Source organism: Melaminivora jejuensis, assembly GCF_017811175.1.
GTDB lineage: Bacteria > Pseudomonadota > Gammaproteobacteria > Burkholderiales > Burkholderiaceae_C > Melaminivora > Melaminivora jejuensis.
On record NZ_JACWIJ010000002.1, the window covers coordinates 3,241,948 to 3,257,594 of the forward strand.

Below are 15,647 nucleotides of genomic sequence, written 5' to 3' on the forward strand. Positions count from 1 at the left end.
GCGACGTTTGGCCATCGACGCCGCACCCACTGCAGTGCGGCGTCTTTGTCTGTTCATATATCTGACGACAAGGTTGCACCCATGCGCTTTCCCGCTCCCATGATTCGTGCCAGCCGCTGGATCGGCCTGGGCCTGGCAGTGGCGCTGACCGCCTGCGGTGGAGGCTCCGATGGCGATGCCGACGTCGGCCCGCCCGCCGGCACGCAGCAATACCCCGGCGGCATCTGGGAGGGCACCAGCGGCAGCGGCGCGGCGCAGCGCACCATGGTCGGCTTCGTCGATCCGGGCGTCGATGGCAAGGGCGGCGAGTTCTACTTTGCGCGCGGCGCGGCGGGCTCCGCCGGCTACGACAGCCTGTACGGCCTGCTGCGCACCAACGTTACTGCCGTCCAGGCCACGGGGGTGACGTATTTCTCGGTGCAGGATGGCAAGTTCGCCGAAGGTCTGAGTCTGCGCGGCACAGCGGCCTCGCACCCCACGACCGGGCGCCCGGCTACTCTGAGCGGCAACTACACCAGCCCGGCCGGCACGGCGGCGGCCACCGGCAGCCCGACCAGCTTCAAGCTGAACTACAGCGCCCTCAACAACCACCCGGCGCGCGCCGACCTGCTGGCCGGCACCTATCGGGGTGCGGGCGTGTTCGGCGGCCAGTGGGTCTTCACCATCTCGCCGCGCGGCGTGCTGTCCGGGCGCGTGGGCGGCTGCAACGTCCAGGGCACGGCCACGCCGCGCGCGCCGGATTCGGCGCTGTACTCGGTGACCATGAACCTGTCGGGCGACGAGATCACCTGCGGCGCCTACTCCGGCTCGCAGCAGTCGGGCGTGGCCTTCCTGCGCTTCGACGACGCCAATGTGCCCAACGGTATCTGGATGTTCACGCGCAATGCCACGGGCACGTCCAACACCTATGTGCTCAATGGCCTGGCCGATCCGCGCCAGCCCAGCATCCCCTCGCCCACGCCGCTGTCGATTGCCGGCAACTGGGCCGGCACGCTCAGGCTGCCCGCCGGCGTCACCGGCGACGAGAGCATCTGGGGCTCGGTGCTGCCCGATGGCGGCTTCTTCTTCTATACCAACAGCAGCTTCAACCACAACGCGCTGTATGGCCGCCTGATCCGCTACCACGAGGACGAGAGCTTCAACCGCTTCGTGACCGCGCAGGATGGCGTGTACTTCGACCGCCTGCTGGGCGGCACCGGCGACTACCAGGGCGGCTATGTGGGCGGCGTGCTGGTCGATGCCACGCTGGAGAGCATGGACGCCAGCGGCGCGGCCACGCGCCTGACCGGCACCTACAGCTACGCCGGCCAGCCCGGCGGCTATCCCACCGGGATGGTCATGCAGCCCGACTCCAAATACACGCTGCCGCGCAACCGCGAGCCCAACATCAACCTGATCGTGGGCAGCTACCGGATGCCGGGCACGGGCTTTGGCGGGCACACGACGGACATCATGGTGGCAGCGGACGGCTCCATCACCGGCACCACCACCAACGGCTGCGAGATCGTCGGCATGTTGCTCGGCGGTGTGGGCAGCGGCCTGAACCTGTACCGCGTCGAAGCCTTCGGCTACATCGAGAGCAGCCTGGTGCCGTCCAACACCATCGGCTGCGAGCTGTCCACCGGCCCATCGCAGTCGGGCTCGGCGGCGGCCATCTTCGACCCCGAGGGCCGGGTCATCGGCCTGCGCATCCTGACGGCGGGCCTGCAGGTCTCGGGCAAGCGCGCGCATACGGTGTTCGTGGGCGACCGGCGCTGAGGCGCCCGCAGCGCGCCGGGCAGACGCGCCGCATCCTGCAACTGGCAGGGGCGGCGCGTTTTTGTTTGCGCTGCCGTCCTGCTGCTATTTCAGCCAGCCGCGCTTGCGGAAGTACAGCATCGGCCCAAGGGCGCTGGCGACCATGAGCGCGATGGCATAGGGATAGCCGTACTTCCACTCCACCTCGGGCATGAAGGTGAAGTTCATGCCATAGACGCTGGCGATCAGCGTCGGCGGCAGCAGCGCCACGCTTGCCACCGAGAAGATTTTGATGATCTTGTTCTGGTTGATGTTCAGGAAGCCCACCAGCGCATCCATCAGGAAGTTGATCTTGTCGAACAGGAACTGCGTGTGGCTGTCCAGCGATTCGATGTCGCGCAGGATCTGGCGCGCGTCCTCGAATTGCTCGGCGCCCAGCATTTTGCTGCGCATCATGAAGCTCACGGCGCGGCGCGTGTCCAGCATGTTGCGCCGGATGCGGCCATTGAGGTCTTCCTGCCAGGCGATGTCGGCCAGCACGCTTTGCGCGTAGTCATCGCTCACGTTGCCGTCCAGCACGCGCACGCTGACCTCCTTGAGGTCGTCGTAGATGCCCTCCAGCGTGTCGGCGGAATATTCCACGTCGGTGTCGAACAGCGCCAGCAGCACATCCTTGGCGTCGTCGATCAGGCCGGGCGCCCGGCGCGCCCTCATGCGCAGCAGGCGAAACACCGGGATGTCCTCGTCGTGGATGGAAAACAGCACGCCGCAGCTTTTCAGTTCGGTGTTGTGCTGGTTCACGATGAAGGCCACGCGCACGCTGCGCGGCTCCTCGTCATCGTCGACCAGGAAGTCGCTCCTGAGGTGCAGTTCGCCGTTGTCTTCTTCATAGAAGCGCGCCGACTCCTCGATGTCCTCGTCCATTACGTCCTCGGGGATGGACAGGCCGTAGTGCTGCTTGATCCAGCGCTTTTCCTGCGCCGTGGGCGACTGCAGATCGACCCAGATGGGCTGAAAGCGCGCCAGCTCCTCCAGCGATTCGATCTCTTCCTGAACCAGCCGGCCATTGGCCAGCGAAAAGATGTTGAGCATGGCTTTAGCTTCCCTGTGTATTCGAGTTGTGCGGGGTGGCGCCGCGCGCCAGGGCCAGGGCGCGGCTCAGGTCGAGCCAGGTGGCCGCCTTGGCCTGCGGGGCGCGCAGCAGATAGGCCGGGTCGTGGCTGACGACTGCCGGCGTGCCATCGGCCAGCCGGTGGCTGCCGGCGCGCAGCTGGGCCAGGGTCTGGCCCTGGCTGCCCAGCACGGCGCGCGCCGCGCCCAGGCCGAGCAGCAGCACCATGGACGGCTGCAGCCGGGCCAGCGTCTGCTCCAGGCTGGCCTGTCCCGCCGCCGGGCCGGGGTTGGCGTCGGGGCGCGCCGGCGGACGCAGCACCGCAGCGATGCTGGTGTCGGGCCGGTGGTGCAGGCCCATGGCGCGCAGCATGTTGTCCAGCAGCACGCCGGCGTTGCCGGCCAGCGGGTCGCCGGGCTGGGTGCATTCCAGCAGCACCAGCCAGCCGCCGGTCGCTGGTTCGGCCTTGGCATCTGCTGGGGTGACGTAGGGCTGGATCGGCAGGGCCAGCATGGCCGGCAATGCTGCCCTGCTGCCGGCTGGGCGCGGCGCTGCAGCGGCTGCCGGGCCAGGGACTGCCGGTGGCCGGGCCGGGGCTGGGGCTGGACGTGGCCTGACCCCGGCGGGCGCTGCGGCTGGTGCGGGGGCAGGGGTGGGTGCAGGGGCGGGCAGTCCGGCGCCGGGGGCAGCCGGTGCAGCCGGCGCAGCGGGTGCGGCGGGTGCGGCGGACGCCGGCAGCACGGGCAGGGCAATGCCCATCTCCTGCAGCATGGCGCGCTGGCGGGCACTCAGATGCAGCGTCATAGGGCCAGGCTCATGACGAAGGCATCCTCGCGCTGGCCGTCGGCAGCCGGGTAGTAGCCCTTGCGCTGGCCGACCAGGCGGTAGCCGTGCTGCTCGTAGATGGCCCTGGCGCGCGTGTTGCTGACGCGCACTTCCAGCCAGATGCAGTGTGCCGACTGCGCGCGCGCCCACAGGTCGAGCGCATCGAGCAGCAGCCACGCCCAGCCCTGGTGCTGGTACTTGGGCGCGACGGTGATGTTCAGCAGATGGACTTCATCGACGCCGCGCATGGCGACGAAATAGCCCAGCAACTCATCGAGCCCCCCCAGCAGCAGCAGGCACTGGTGGCCTGCCGCCATGGCATCCATGAAATTGCCGCGCGTCCAGGGGTGGGAGTAGGCGCTTTGCTCGACCGCCATCAGCGCCTCCAGGCGCTCGGCGGTGAGCCTCTCGAAGCGCGCCTGATCGGCCTGCGGAGCGGCGCCGGAGGTGGCGGCGGGCCGGGTGTTCATGGCTGGGCTGCGGCAGCGGCCTGGCGGGCGGCCTCGCGCTCGGCGCTGGTCTGGGCCACCTTGTCGCGCACGTAGTGCGGCAGGGCATCTTCGGGGGCGACGGTCGCGCCGCGTGCCAGCAGGGCGGGCGCCAGGGCCAGCAGCGCTGCTGCCGTGGGCAAGGCCGGAGCGTGTGCGGCTGCGCTGATCCGCTCACCGTAGGCCGTGCGGGCATTGCCGGCCAGCGTCCAGCCTGCTGGCACGAGCACGGCCTCGGGGGCGGTCAACTGGAAGTCCGTCGGGCCGCTCCAGTGGCCTTCGTCTGCAGCGCCATCGCCCGCGCCCTGCCACTCGAAGGGCGCCCAATAGACCTCGTCCATGCGTGCATCGAGCGCCGCCAGCACCCGGGTGCAACCGTGCTGGCGGCGTGCCTGCTCGGCCACGGCCAGCAGGGTATCGACCGGCAGCACATCGATGCCTTGGCCGGCGCGCGCGCCGAAGGCCAGGCCCTGGGCTACCGAGCACGCCGTGCGCAGCCCGGTGAACGAACCCGGGCCGCGTCCGAAGACCACGGCCCGCAGGTCGTCCACGCCCAGGCCAGCCTGCAGCAGCAGCGCGCGGATGGCCGGGATCAGCGTGATGGAGGCCTGCGCGCCGCCCGGGCCGATGTGCTCCAGCACCTGCGCGCCATGCTGCACGGCGATGGAGAGCGTGTCGGTACTGGTGTCGAAGGCGAGCAGGTTCATGGTGCGCGGATTATCCCTGCCCTAGACTTTGCGCCATGCCCGTCCCGCCCGTCCTGCCTGGCCCCGCGCCTGCTGCTGCCGCCCCACCCGCCGCTGCCTCCATCCGCTCACCTACCGCCTTGCCCAATCCTCGTCCGGCCCGCATCCTGTCTGGCTGCCGCTGGATGCACCGGCTGGCCCGAGGCGTCTTGCCTGTCCTGATCGCTGGCCTGGGCCTGCCAGTGCTGGCTGCCGGGCCGGCGCCCACTCCAGCTGCGCCGACAGCTTCCGCAGCCGCCGTCGCCTTGCCGCCCGCCGTGGCGACTGCCTTGGCGCGCGCCCAGGTGCCGCGCGAGGCGCTGGCTGCCGTGGTGGTCGATGTCGAGGGCCGCGAGCCGCCGCGCCTGGCGCTGCAGCCCGATGCGCTGCTCAATCCGGCCTCGGTCATGAAGCTGGTGACCACCCAGGCCGCGCTGGAGCTGCTCGGCCCGGCCTTCGTGTGGGAGACGCCGGTCTATCTGGATGCCCGGCCCGAGGCAGGCCGGCTGCGCGGCAACGTCTATATCAAGGGCCAGGGCGATCCCAAGCTGGTCTCCGAGCGCTTGTGGCTGCTCATGCGCCGCCTGCGCGCCCAGGGCATCGGCGTGATCGTCGGCGACATCGTGCTCGACCGCAGCGCCTTTGCGCTGGCGCCGCACGATGCTGCGCAGTTCGACGGTGAGCCTTGGCGGCCCTACAACGTCGCGCCCGATGCGCTGCTGCTGAACTACAAGGCCATGACCCTGGCCTTCGTGCCCGATGCCGCCGCCGGCGTGGCGCACATCAGCCACGAGCCGCCGCTGGCGCAGCTGGAGGTACCGGCCAGCGTCCCGCTGGCGCCCGATGGCACGCCTTGCGGCGACTGGCGCACGGCACTGCGCGCCGATCTGGCCAGCGCCGGACGCATCGCCCTGATGGGCAGCTATGCAGCCAGCTGCGGCGAGCGCCAATGGTCGATCGCACCGGCCGACCCGCAGGGCTTTGCCGCGCGCGCCGTCGAGGGCATGTGGCGCGAGCTGGGCGGCAAGCTGACCGGGCAGGTGCGCGACGGTACGGTGCCGCCGGGCCTGGTACCGGCCTTCAGCGTGCAGTCGCCGGCGCTGGCCGAGGTGGTGCGCGACATCAACAAATACAGCAACAACGTCATGACGCAGCAACTGTTTCTGACGCTGGCGCTGCAGCGCAGCGGCCAGGGCAGCCTGGCGCAGGCGCGCGCCCTGATCACCCAGTGGTGGCAGGATTACACCGGCCTGCCCGGCACGCTGGTGGTGGACAACGGCGCCGGCCTGAGCCGCGACGCCCGCCTGAGTGCCCACGCCCTGGCGCGCATGTTGCAACGCGCCTGGGCCTCGCCGGTCATGCCCGAGCTGATGGCCTCGCTGCCGATTGCCGGCGTCGATGGCACGCTGCGCCGCCGCCCCAGCCAGGCCAGCGGGGCCGCGCACCTCAAGACCGGCACGCTGCGCGATGTCACGGCGGTGGCCGGCTACGTGCTGGGCGCCAGTGGCCAGCGCCATGTGCTGGTGGCCATCGTCAACCACGCCAACGCCCCGGCAGCGCGCCCGGCGCTGGATGCGCTGGTGGAGTGGGCGCGCCACGACAAGCCGATGCCGCGCACGCACAAATGAGCCTTGGCAGGACACGAAAAATCCCGGCGCCCTGGTAGTTACCCGCACATGGCCCTGTCAGGCCGGCTGTAAGATGAATAATCGAACGACCGTGCTTTTTAATGCTTTTCGACAGGAGCCCCCCATGAACTTCCCTGTGCGCCGGGCAGCCGCTGCTGCCGCCATTGCCGTCTCCGCCCTGCTGGCCGCCTGCGGCGGTGGCGGCTCCGACATCACGCCTGCCGCGCAGGTGACCTCGGTCAAGGTGGTGGGCGACAGCCTGGCTGACAGCGGCGCCTATGGCCTGAAGTTCACCGTGCAGGGCACGGCAGCCAGCGGCGCCGGCTCCAGTGCCATCTGGCCCGAGCGCGTGGCCGCCAGCTATGGCCAGACGCTGTGCCCGCACTACGACCTGACCGGCGCCAGCGTGGCCGTGCGCCCAGCCTGCACCAACTACGCCGTGGCTCGTGGCGCCATCAACTACATGAAGGAGGCCAACGCGCCGCAGTCCATCCTGCGCCAGCTGGCCGACGCGGGCGCCGCCGGCTACGGCCCGGGCGATCTGCTGCTGGTGGTGGGCGGCGGCAACGACGCTGCCGACATCATCAGCCCCTACCTGGCCGCACCCCGCGATGGTGGCGCCGCTTACCAGGCCGTGCTGGCCAGCGTGCTCGACGCCGCCACAGTGCAGCAGCTGCTGGCCGGCGGCCAGGCCGGCATGGCACAGGCCGGGGCCGTCTATATGCAGGCGCTGGCGACGCGCTTTGCCGGCGCCATCAAGGCCCAGGCGCTGGACAAGGGCGCGCCCCGCGTGGCCGTGCTGAACATGCCCGGCATCACGTTGACGCCCAAGTTCCGCATGGTGCTGGCCTCGGTGGCCCAATCCGCCGGCCCGGTCGCTGCCGCCCAGGCCGAAGCCCTGTTCGACGGCTGGATCCGCGCCTTCAACACCCGCCTGGCCGAGCAGTTTGCGGGTGACAGCCGCGTGGCCGTGGTGGACTTCTACGGCTCCTTCAAGGATCAGTATGAGCACCCGGCGCAGTACGCCTACACCAACGTCACCACCCCGGCTTGCCCGGTCACGGGCGTCGATGGCAACGGCCTGCCGGCCTACAACTTCGCCACCTGCACCGGCGCCGCGCTGTCGGCCAACCCGCCAGCGGGTACCAGCGGCGCCGGCTGGTGGGAGCGCTATGCGTTTTCCGACTCCTTCCACCCCACGCCGTACTCGCACCAGCTGATCGGGCAGCTGGTCTCGCGCTCGCTGTCCCAGGCCGGCTGGCTTTGAGCTGCTCTTTCTCCCGAAGCTCCCACTCCTTTCTCTCTCATGACCTTGCAACCCTTGCGGGCCGGCTGCGCGCTGGCCCTGCTGCTGGCCGCCTGCGTCGCCGCCCAGGCCCAGGTGGCCGGCTCCTGGAGCGTGCGCGCCGGCGCCACCCGCATCACCCCCCAGACCCGCAGCGGCGACCTGAGCGCGCCCAGCTTCCCGCACACCCGCGTCGATGTCGGCGCGGCCAGTGCGCTCACCGGCGGCATCACCTACATGCTGACCGACCATGTGGCGCTGGACATGCCGCTGGGCCTGCCCTTCAAGCATTCGTTCTACGGCGACGGCGCCATCGACGGCGTTGGCAAGCTGGGCCAGACCAAGGTCGTGCCGGCCACGCTGCTGGCGCAGTACCGCTTCGGCGCGCCCCAGGCCACGTTTCGGCCCTATGTCGGCCTGGGCGTGACCTACAGCAAGTTCTTCAAGAACCGCAGCACGGCGGCCCTGACGGCGGTGACCGGCGGCTCGCCGGCCTACCCGACCACGGCGCGCCTGGACAATAAATTCGGCCTGACGCCGCAAGTCGGCGTGGTGTGGAACTTCAGCGAGCGCATGTTCCTGGACGTGGCCTATTACAAGAGCCTGCTCAAGACCACGGCGCACCTGTCCAGCGGCCAGCGCATCGCCATGCGGCTGAACCCGGACGTGCTGGCGATTGGCATCGGCTGGCGTTTCTGACGCAAAAAGGCCGGCCCCTTGCGGGAGCCGGCCTTTTTGCTGGCTGCCAACCTTACCAGCGCGCGCGCAGGCGGTCGTAGGTCAGGTCGCCGATCTGGCGCTGCGCCGCCGGCGTCAGATAGACCTTGTCGGCAAAGACATAACGCACCGGGTCGATGCCCGGCACCAGCGTGCCGGTGGTACACAGTGCGGAGTTGACCTCGCCGGCGCCAATGCCGATGCCCGGGCCGGGATCGACCGAGGTGCAGGCCGGCGTCTTGCCGTCGTTGAAGCCATAGGAGCCGGGCGAGCCCTCGAAGATGTTGACGTAGTAGGCAATGTCCACGTACAGCACGCTCTTGCCCAGGTCTTCGATGTTCACCAGCAGGCCCTGGTTGAAGGCATCGCTGGCGCGGCTGATCAGATCCTGCTGGCCCAGCGCTTTGGCCCAGGGCGTGCGGCCTAGGTTGTAAGTGCCTGTCATCAGCACGTGCTCGGCGCCGGCGCCGACCAGGCGGCGCACCTGCGCGGCCAGGTCTTCGCCAGCCCGGCGCGCGCCGGCCACGTACTGCTCCGGCGTCTGGGCGCCGGCGCGCACGGCGGCCATGCCGGCGATCAGGTCGGCAGTCCCGGCGCTCAGCAGCACCAGGTCACTGGCGGCAAAGCGCTGGCCGGCCAGGAAGCGGTCGATCTGCTGCGCCACCGTGGGCGTGCCCGGCCTGCCGGCAGCGTCCGGCGTGGCCAGCACGCGGGCATTGCCCTGGGCAAAGCCCAGGCCACCGGCGGCTGCCGGCTGCAGGGGCTTGCCGTAGTGCGCGGCCACCTGCAGCGGCCAGGTGTTCACGCTGCCGTCGTTGATGGTGTAGCGCGAGCCTTGCTGGCCCACGTCGGTCAGGGCGTCGCCGAAGGTGATCAGGCGCTCGGGTGTCAAGGCCGATTCGGTGGAGCTGGAGCCGCAGGCGGCCAGCAGCGCTGCCGAGGCACAGGCCACGGCGACAAGGGTTCGGCGCATCCAATTTGCTGCCATGGGGTTCTCCGCAAGAAAAGTCGGCAAAGTTTAACGAGGGACGCTGCCAGCGGCGTCAGCCGGCGGCAGCGGCGCGCGCTAGCCGGTCGCGCACGCCCTCCCATTCGGGGCTGTCGGGCGGAGCCTCGACCCAGATCAGGCGCACACCGGCGTCGTCGAAGTCGCGCAGCGCGGCAAACAGCTCGCGCGCCGCAGCGGCCGCGTCCTGGGGCATGGCACGCAGCAGCACCTGGCGCGAGGCCGAGCGCAGCGGCGTGCGCGCATAGACCGCCAGCTGGCGCGCATCGGCACCCAGCACGTCCAGGGCGGCCTGCAGTTGGCGCGCTTCCATCAGGCGCACCTGCGCTGTTGGGGCATAGTGAGCCAAAAGCGTGCCAGAGGCCCGTGGGGCAAGCGCTGGCAGCTCTTCTTTTGATAGTGGACGCTGGCCGCAGGCACGCTCGATGTCGGCGCGCGTGATGGCGCCCGGGCGCAGCAGCACCGGCACGCCGCGCGTGCAGTCCACGATGGTCGATTCGATGCCCACTGGGCAGGCGCCGCCGTCGAGCACCAGCAGCTGCGCACCGAATTCGTCCTGCACATGTGCCGCCGTGGTCGGGCTGACGCGGCCAAAGCGGTTGGCGCTGGGCGCGGCCAGGCCGTGGATGGGCGGCTCCAGGCGCAGGCATTCGGCCAGCACGGCCTGGGCCGCCGGGTGCGCCGGGCAGCGCAGGCCAATGCTGTCCTGCCCGCCGGCAGCGGCGGCGGCGCGCTCGGGCCGGCGCGGCAGGATCAGCGTCAGCGGGCCAGGCCAGAAGGCGTCCATGAGCTGCTGGGCAAACAGCGGCACTTCGCGGGCGTAGTGCAGCACGCCGGGGTTGATGTTGGCACAGGCACCGGAGGGGGCCAGCGGGCTGGCCGCCACATGCACGATCAGCGGATGGTCGGCAGGCCGGCCCTTGGTGGCGAAGATGCGTGCCACGGCGGCTGCGTCGTCGGCGTTGGCGGCCAGGCCATAGACGGTCTCGGTCGGCAGGCCCAGCAACTCGCCCCGTGCCAGTGCCTGGGCGGCGGCCTGGAGGGCGGTGGTCTGTGTGGCGTCGAGCAGCATGGCGGGGGTTCTGGCGGGCATCAGAACGGCGCGATGCCCAGCAGCGCCGCTGCCTGCAGCGCCGTGGCGCGCACCGCCTCGGGCGTGGCGCCGGTGATGTTCAGATGGCCCATCTTGCGCCCGGGCTTGGCGTCCTTCTTGCCGTACAGGTGCAGGTGGCAGCCGGGCAGCTGCAGCACCTGCGCCCAGGGCGGCGTGCGCGCTGCGGCGCCGCCGTGCGCAAACCACAGATCGCCCAGCAGGTTGAGCATGGTGGCCGGGCTGTGTTGGCGCGGCTGCGTCAGCGGCAGGCCGGCCATGCAGCGCACCTGCAGCTCGAACTGCGACACGTCGGCGCCGTTGACGCTCCAGTGGCCGCTGTTGTGCGGGCGCGGCGCCATCTCGTTGACGACCAGGCTGCCGTCCTGCAGCACAAAGAATTCCACGCACAGTACGCCCACGTAGTGCAGGCCATTTGCTATGGATTTCGCAGCTATCAGCGCTTGACTGGCAAGGCTTTGCGGCACATTTCCTTCAAAAACTTCGGTCACGGCCAGGATGCCGTCCCGGTGCAGGTTGCGCTGCACCGGCAGATGCACCAGCGCGCCGTCGCGGCCCCGTGCGACGATGACCGAGCACTCCTGCGCCAGCGGCAGCATTTTTTCCAACACGCAGGGCACGCAGTCCAGTTGCTGCCAGGCTGTGGCCAGCTCGGCAGGCGTGCGCACGCGCAGCTGGCCCTTGCCGTCGTAGCCCAGGCGGGCGGTCTTCAGGATGCCGGGCAGCAGCGCCAGCGCGTCCACGGCGGCCAGGCTTTGTTCGCTGTCGATCAACGCGTGCGGCGCCACCGGCACGCCGCAGCGCACGAAGTGGGCTTTTTCCGCCGCGCGATCCTGGGCGATGGCCACGGCCCCGGCGGCGGGCGCCACCGGCAGATGCTGCGCCAGTTGCTGCAGCGCGGCAGCGGGCACGTTCTCGAACTCGGTGGTCACCGCTGCGCAGGTCTGCGCCAGCGTGGCCAGGGCCTGCGCGTCGTCATAGGCGGCGCGCAGGTACTGGTGGCTGACCAGGCCGGCGGGGCTGTGCGCGTCGGCATCCAGCACTGCCGTGGCGTAGCCCAGGGCCTGCGCCGCATGGACGAACATGCGCCCGAGCTGCCCGCCCCGAGCACGCCCAGCGTGGCGCCGGGCAGGATGGGTGCTGCGCCAGCGCTCATGGCGCCACCGGGGGCAGCTGCATGGCGCGGGCGGCGGCGGTCTGCTCGGCGCGGAAGGCTTGCAGGCGCCCCTGCAGCGCGGCGTCCGCGCCGGCCAGCAGCGCCACGGCAAACAGGGCGGCGTTGGCCGCGCCGGCCGCGCCGATGGCAAAAGTGGCCACCGGCACGCCCCTGGGCATTTGCACGATGGAATGCAGCGAGTCCACGCCCTGCAGATGGCGGCTGGCCACCGGCACGCCCAGCACCGGCACAACGGTCTTGGCGGCGATCATGCCCGGCAGGTGGGCTGCGCCGCCAGCGCCGGCGATGATGGCCTTGAGGCCGCGCCCGAGGGCAGCCTCGGCGTAGGCGAACATGTCGTCGGGCATCCGGTGCGCCGAGACCACGCGCGCCTCGTGGGGGATGCCGAATTGCTGGAGGATGGCCACTGCGTGCTGCATGGTCTCCCAATCGCTGGAAGAGCCCATGACCACGCCGATCTGGATGGATTGCATGATGGGTGGGAATGCGCCGGCAGCGCACACCTGGCTGAAACGGCAGGATTTTAGGCGGGCGCGTGCTTTGCCAGACAATCCGCACCGACAGCGCTGCGGTGGCGCCTGCCCGCTACCCGGCTGCCCCGCGCTCGCTCACATTGCATACAGGGACATGAACATGATGGACATCACCGTAGAGAATTTTGAAACCGAAGTCATCGCCGCCTCCGCGCAGGTGCCGGTGCTGGTCGATTTCTGGGCGCCCTGGTGCGGCCCGTGCAAGACGCTCGGCCCGGTGCTGGAGCAGCTGGAGGTCGAGTACGCCGGGCGCTTCAAGCTGGCCAAGATCAACTCGGACGAGCAGCAGCAAATTGCCGCCATGTTCGGCATCCGCAGCATCCCGACCTGCTACCTGATGATCAATGGCCAGCCGGTCGATGGCTTTGCTGGCGCGCAAAGCGCCGGCCAGATCCGCGCCTTCCTGGACAAGCACCTGCCCAGCGCGGAGGAGCTCGCCGGCCAGGAGCAGGAGGAAGCCGCCCAGCAGGCGCTGGCCGAGGGCGATACCGACGCCGCGCTGGAGCGCCTGCAGCACGCCGTGGCCACCGACCCGGCCAACGACGAAGCGCGCTTTGACTATGTGCGCCTGCTGCTGCAGCTCGGGCGCGAGGACGATGCCAAGGTGGCCTTTGCCCCGGTCATCGCCAAGGCTGCCGCCGTGCAGCGCCTGGGCGCGCTCAAGGTCTGGCTCGATGCTATTGATTCAGTAGCTGTCGCCGCTTATCCGGCGGGCGTTGAGGCCGAATTCGATGCAAAAATTACCGCCAACCGGCGCGACTTCGACACGCGCTTTGCCCGCGCGCGCTGGCTGATGGTGCAGCAGCGCTGGACGGATGCGCTCGACGAGCTGCTGGAGATCCTGATGCGCGACAAGGGCTGGAGCGAGGGCGCGGCGCGCAAGGCCTATGTGGCCATCCTGGACATCATCGAGCCGCCCAAGCCCAAGGTGGCCGACGGCCAGATCCCGCCCGAAGACCCGACGGTGGCCAGCTACCGCCGCCGCCTGTCCAGCGTAGTGCTGAGCTGAGGCCGGCAGCGGCTCAGGTTCAGATCCGATTCAGGTCGTGAGGCGCTGCAGCGCCTCGCGGTACTTGGCGGCGGTGCGCTCGACCACCTCCTGCGGCAGGCGCGGCGCCGGGGCGGTCTTGTCCCAGGGACGGCCACTGACGCGGGCCTGCTCCAGCCAGTCGCGCACGAACTGCTTGTCGTAGCTGGGCGGGTTCTCGCCGGCGGCCAGGGCGGCCTCGTAGCCCTCGACGGGCCAGTAGCGCGAACTGTCGGGCGTCAGCACCTCGTCCATCAGCACCAGCTCACCCGCCTCGTCCAGGCCGAACTCGAACTTGGTGTCGGCAATGATCATGCCCTTTTGCAGCGCAATCGCTGCTGCCGCCTGGTACAGCTCGATGGAGACGTCGCGGATGCGTGTGGCCAGCTCCAGACCGATCATCTCCACCGTGCGCTCGAAGGTAATGTTCTCGTCGTGCTCGCCCACGGCGGCCTTGGCAGCGGGCGTGTAGATCGGGTGGGGCAGGCGCGCGGCGTTGGTCAGGCCAGCGGGCAGCGGCACGCCGCACACCGAGCGCGACTCCTGGTATTCCTTCCAGCCGCTGCCGGCCAGGTAGCCGCGCACCACGGCCTCCACGGGGATGGGCCGCAGGCGGCGCACCAGCATGGAGCGGCCCTGCACCTGGGGCAGATCCTCGGGGGCGACCACGCTCTCGGGGGCTTCGCCCGTCAGGTGGTTGGGCGCGATGTGGCCCAGCCGCTCGAACCAGAACAGCGCCATCTGCGTGAGCAGCTGGCCCTTGCCGGGGATGGGCTCGCCCATGATCACGTCGAAGGCCGACAGGCGGTCGCTGGCCAGCATCAGGATGCGATCTTCACCAACGGCGTAGTTATCGCGCACCTTGCCGCGCGCCAGCAGTGGCAGCGATTTCAGGGAAGAAGTGTGCAGGGCGGCGGCGCGGGGCTGGGTCATGGCGGGCAATCGGAAGGGAGAGCGGGCGGCGAGGCCGTGCAGGGCCGGGACTGGCGCTGCGGCGCGCGATTCTAGGCGTTGCCGGCGCCCTGGCCCGGGGCGCGGGCCAGGGCCAAGCCGATGATTGTGCGGCCTTTTGCCGGCGCTGGCACCTGCCGGCCATTTCCCGGAGGTGCGGCCCGGGAAACGCATTGCCTTTGCCCGGTGGCGCGCGCATAGTGGGCGGCAGTTTCCAGGGTTTTGGATGCGTTCCCTTCATCCCCGCCGCCAGCCCTTGCAGCCCTTTTGCAACCGGGCGCGGCATTCCCCCAGTGTGAGTCGCAGGAGGCTTATTCATGAACTTGACGATCAGCGGTCATCACCTCGAAGTCACCCCGGCATTGCGCAGCTACGTGACCACCAAGCTGGAGCGCATCTTGCGCCACTTCGATCAGGTGGTCGATGTCAAGGTGCTGCTGACGGTGGAAAACCAGAAGGAGAAAGACCGGCGCCAGCGTGCCGAATGCACGCTGCGCGTCAAGGGCAGCGACTTGTTCGTGGAGAGCATGAATGCTGACCTGTACGCGGCCATCGACGAGCTGATGGACAGGCTCGACCGCATGGTGGTGCGCTACAAGGACAAGGTGCAGGATCACCAGGCCGGCGTGCGCCGCGCCACCCTGCAGGCAGCTGGCGCCGCAGCCTGAGTCAACTTCTGTCAGCCAGCGCCAGCATCTGTGGCCTGTACGCTGCGCCCGACCGCCCTTCGGGGCGGTTTTTTGTTGCTGCTGGATACACTCCAAGGGTTTTCGCCAGGGGGGTGCATAATCCTCGCTCACTCACCATGAACCGACTCGCTTCCATACTGCCTGCCGCGCACGTGCTCGTGAGCGTTGACGCCACCAGCAAGAAACGTGCTTTCGAAGAGGCCGGGCTGCTGTTCGAGAGCCAGCACGGCCTGTCGCGGGCCTTGATCACCGACAGCCTGTTCGCGCGCGAACGCCTGGGTTCGACCGGCCTGGGGCATGGCGTGGCCATCCCGCATGGCCGCATCAAGGGCCTGAAGGCACCCATGGCGGCAGTCTTTCAGCTGGCCCAGCCCATCGGTTTCGATGCACCGGACGAGCAGCCCGTCTCGCTGCTGATCTTTCTGCTGGTGCCCGAGGCGGCGACGCAAAAGCACCTGGAAATCCTGTCCGAGATTGCCGAGCTGCTCAGCGACAGCAGCCTGCGCGAGCGCATGAAGACCCCGCAGGATGCCGCCTCACTGCACCACATGATCGCCAGCTGGCAATCTTCCCAGCCGCAGGTGCCGGCCTCGGTGTGAGGCTGCGCGCCATGTCCACCGCTCCATCGCCTGCTGCG

The 15,647-nt window shown here is 69.7% G+C and carries 15 protein-coding genes and 1 pseudogene; 7 read left to right on the forward strand and 9 right to left on the reverse strand.

The genetic code is table 11. The features are described from left to right. Nucleotides 1-81: 81 nt before the first annotated feature. Nucleotides 82-1,758 (forward strand): hypothetical protein, encoded by a 1,677-nt coding sequence (locus IDM45_RS15210; RefSeq protein WP_209423593.1) that lies wholly within the window; start codon nt 82-84, stop codon nt 1,756-1,758. Nucleotides 1,759-1,842: 84 nt separating this feature from the next. Here IDM45_RS15210 and corA read toward each other — a convergent pair whose 3' ends face one another. The 4 genes from corA to tsaB are packed head-to-tail and all read right to left on the reverse strand — an operon-like array spanning nt 1,843 to nt 4,868. After that, a complete protein-coding gene (gene corA, locus IDM45_RS15215; RefSeq protein WP_209423594.1) occupies nt 1,843-2,829 on the reverse strand; it encodes a magnesium/cobalt transporter CorA in 987 nt (328 codons plus the stop codon). Nucleotides 2,830-2,833: 4 nt separating this feature from the next. Further along, entirely contained in the window at nt 2,834-3,652 is an 819-nt protein-coding gene (locus IDM45_RS15220) for a uracil-DNA glycosylase family protein (RefSeq protein ID WP_209423595.1), read from the reverse strand. Next, the gene (rimI, locus tag IDM45_RS15225; RefSeq protein WP_209423596.1) at nt 3,649-4,143 is read right to left on the reverse strand and encodes a ribosomal protein S18-alanine N-acetyltransferase; all 495 of its coding nucleotides are present in this window, start codon (nt 4,141-4,143) and stop codon (nt 3,649-3,651) included. Before rimI ends, IDM45_RS15220 begins: the two co-directional genes overlap by 4 nt. Beyond that, on the reverse strand, nt 4,140-4,868 hold the full coding sequence (gene tsaB / locus IDM45_RS15230) for a tRNA (adenosine(37)-N6)-threonylcarbamoyltransferase complex dimerization subunit type 1 TsaB (protein WP_209423597.1): 729 nt from the start codon (nt 4,866-4,868) through the stop codon (nt 4,140-4,142). Before tsaB ends, rimI begins: the two co-directional genes overlap by 4 nt. Before the next feature lie 164 nt (nt 4,869-5,032). On the opposite strand from tsaB, the gene dacB reads away from it, so the two are divergent. The 3 genes from dacB to IDM45_RS15245 all read left to right on the forward strand — a co-directional run bounded on the left by dacB (nt 5,033) and on the right by IDM45_RS15245 (nt 8,498). Continuing rightward, nucleotides 5,033-6,514 (forward strand): D-alanyl-D-alanine carboxypeptidase/D-alanyl-D-alanine endopeptidase, encoded by a 1,482-nt coding sequence (gene dacB, locus IDM45_RS15235; RefSeq protein WP_209424165.1) that lies wholly within the window; start codon nt 5,033-5,035, stop codon nt 6,512-6,514. 124 nt (nt 6,515-6,638) lie between these two features. Then, the gene (locus IDM45_RS15240) at nt 6,639-7,781 is read left to right on the forward strand and encodes an SGNH/GDSL hydrolase family protein (RefSeq protein WP_209423598.1); all 1,143 of its coding nucleotides are present in this window, start codon (nt 6,639-6,641) and stop codon (nt 7,779-7,781) included. A 39-nt stretch (nt 7,782-7,820) separates the two neighbouring features. Then, nucleotides 7,821-8,498, forward strand: a complete 678-nt coding sequence (locus IDM45_RS15245; RefSeq protein WP_209423599.1) for an OmpW/AlkL family protein — start codon at nt 7,821-7,823, stop codon at nt 8,496-8,498. 52 nt (nt 8,499-8,550) lie between these two features. Here the strand turns inward: IDM45_RS15245 and IDM45_RS15250 are convergent, their stop codons facing one another. The 4 genes and pseudogenes from IDM45_RS15250 to purE form a co-directional block, all read right to left on the reverse strand. Beyond that, nucleotides 8,551-9,504 carry an SGNH/GDSL hydrolase family protein gene (locus tag IDM45_RS15250; protein ID WP_209423600.1) on the reverse strand — a complete coding sequence of 318 codons (954 nt, stop codon included), beginning with the start codon at nt 9,502-9,504 and terminating at the stop codon, nt 8,551-8,553. A gap of 55 nt (nt 9,505-9,559) precedes the next feature. Beyond that, nucleotides 9,560-10,594: an L-threonylcarbamoyladenylate synthase gene (locus IDM45_RS15255; protein WP_209423601.1), complete on the reverse strand. Its 1,035-nt coding sequence runs from the start codon at nt 10,592-10,594 to the stop codon at nt 9,560-9,562. 20 nt (nt 10,595-10,614) lie between these two features. Continuing rightward, a pseudogene (locus tag IDM45_RS15260) lies at nt 10,615-11,789 on the reverse strand (5-(carboxyamino)imidazole ribonucleotide synthase). After that, nucleotides 11,786-12,283: a 5-(carboxyamino)imidazole ribonucleotide mutase gene (gene purE / locus IDM45_RS15265; protein ID WP_209423602.1), complete on the reverse strand. Its 498-nt coding sequence runs from the start codon at nt 12,281-12,283 to the stop codon at nt 11,786-11,788. The pseudogene IDM45_RS15260 and the gene purE overlap by 4 nt, the downstream one beginning before the upstream one ends. Before the next feature lie 160 nt (nt 12,284-12,443). Between purE and trxA the strand changes: the two genes are divergently transcribed. Next, nucleotides 12,444-13,352: a thioredoxin gene (gene trxA / locus IDM45_RS15270; RefSeq protein WP_209424166.1), complete on the forward strand. Its 909-nt coding sequence runs from the start codon at nt 12,444-12,446 to the stop codon at nt 13,350-13,352. A gap of 30 nt (nt 13,353-13,382) precedes the next feature. On the opposite strand, the gene IDM45_RS15275 is transcribed toward trxA, so the two are convergent. After that, on the reverse strand, nt 13,383-14,303 hold the full coding sequence (locus IDM45_RS15275; RefSeq protein WP_209423603.1) for a phosphoribosylaminoimidazolesuccinocarboxamide synthase: 921 nt from the start codon (nt 14,301-14,303) through the stop codon (nt 13,383-13,385). A 335-nt stretch (nt 14,304-14,638) separates the two neighbouring features. Here IDM45_RS15275 and hpf point away from each other — a divergent pair, with 335 nt between their 5' ends. Then, nucleotides 14,639-14,989, forward strand: a complete 351-nt coding sequence (gene hpf / locus IDM45_RS15280; RefSeq protein WP_209423604.1) for a ribosome hibernation-promoting factor, HPF/YfiA family — start codon at nt 14,639-14,641, stop codon at nt 14,987-14,989. A 137-nt stretch (nt 14,990-15,126) separates the two neighbouring features. Next, the gene (locus IDM45_RS15285; RefSeq protein ID WP_209423605.1) at nt 15,127-15,609 is read left to right on the forward strand and encodes a PTS sugar transporter subunit IIA; all 483 of its coding nucleotides are present in this window, start codon (nt 15,127-15,129) and stop codon (nt 15,607-15,609) included. The last annotated feature ends 38 nt before the right edge of the window (nt 15,610-15,647 follow it).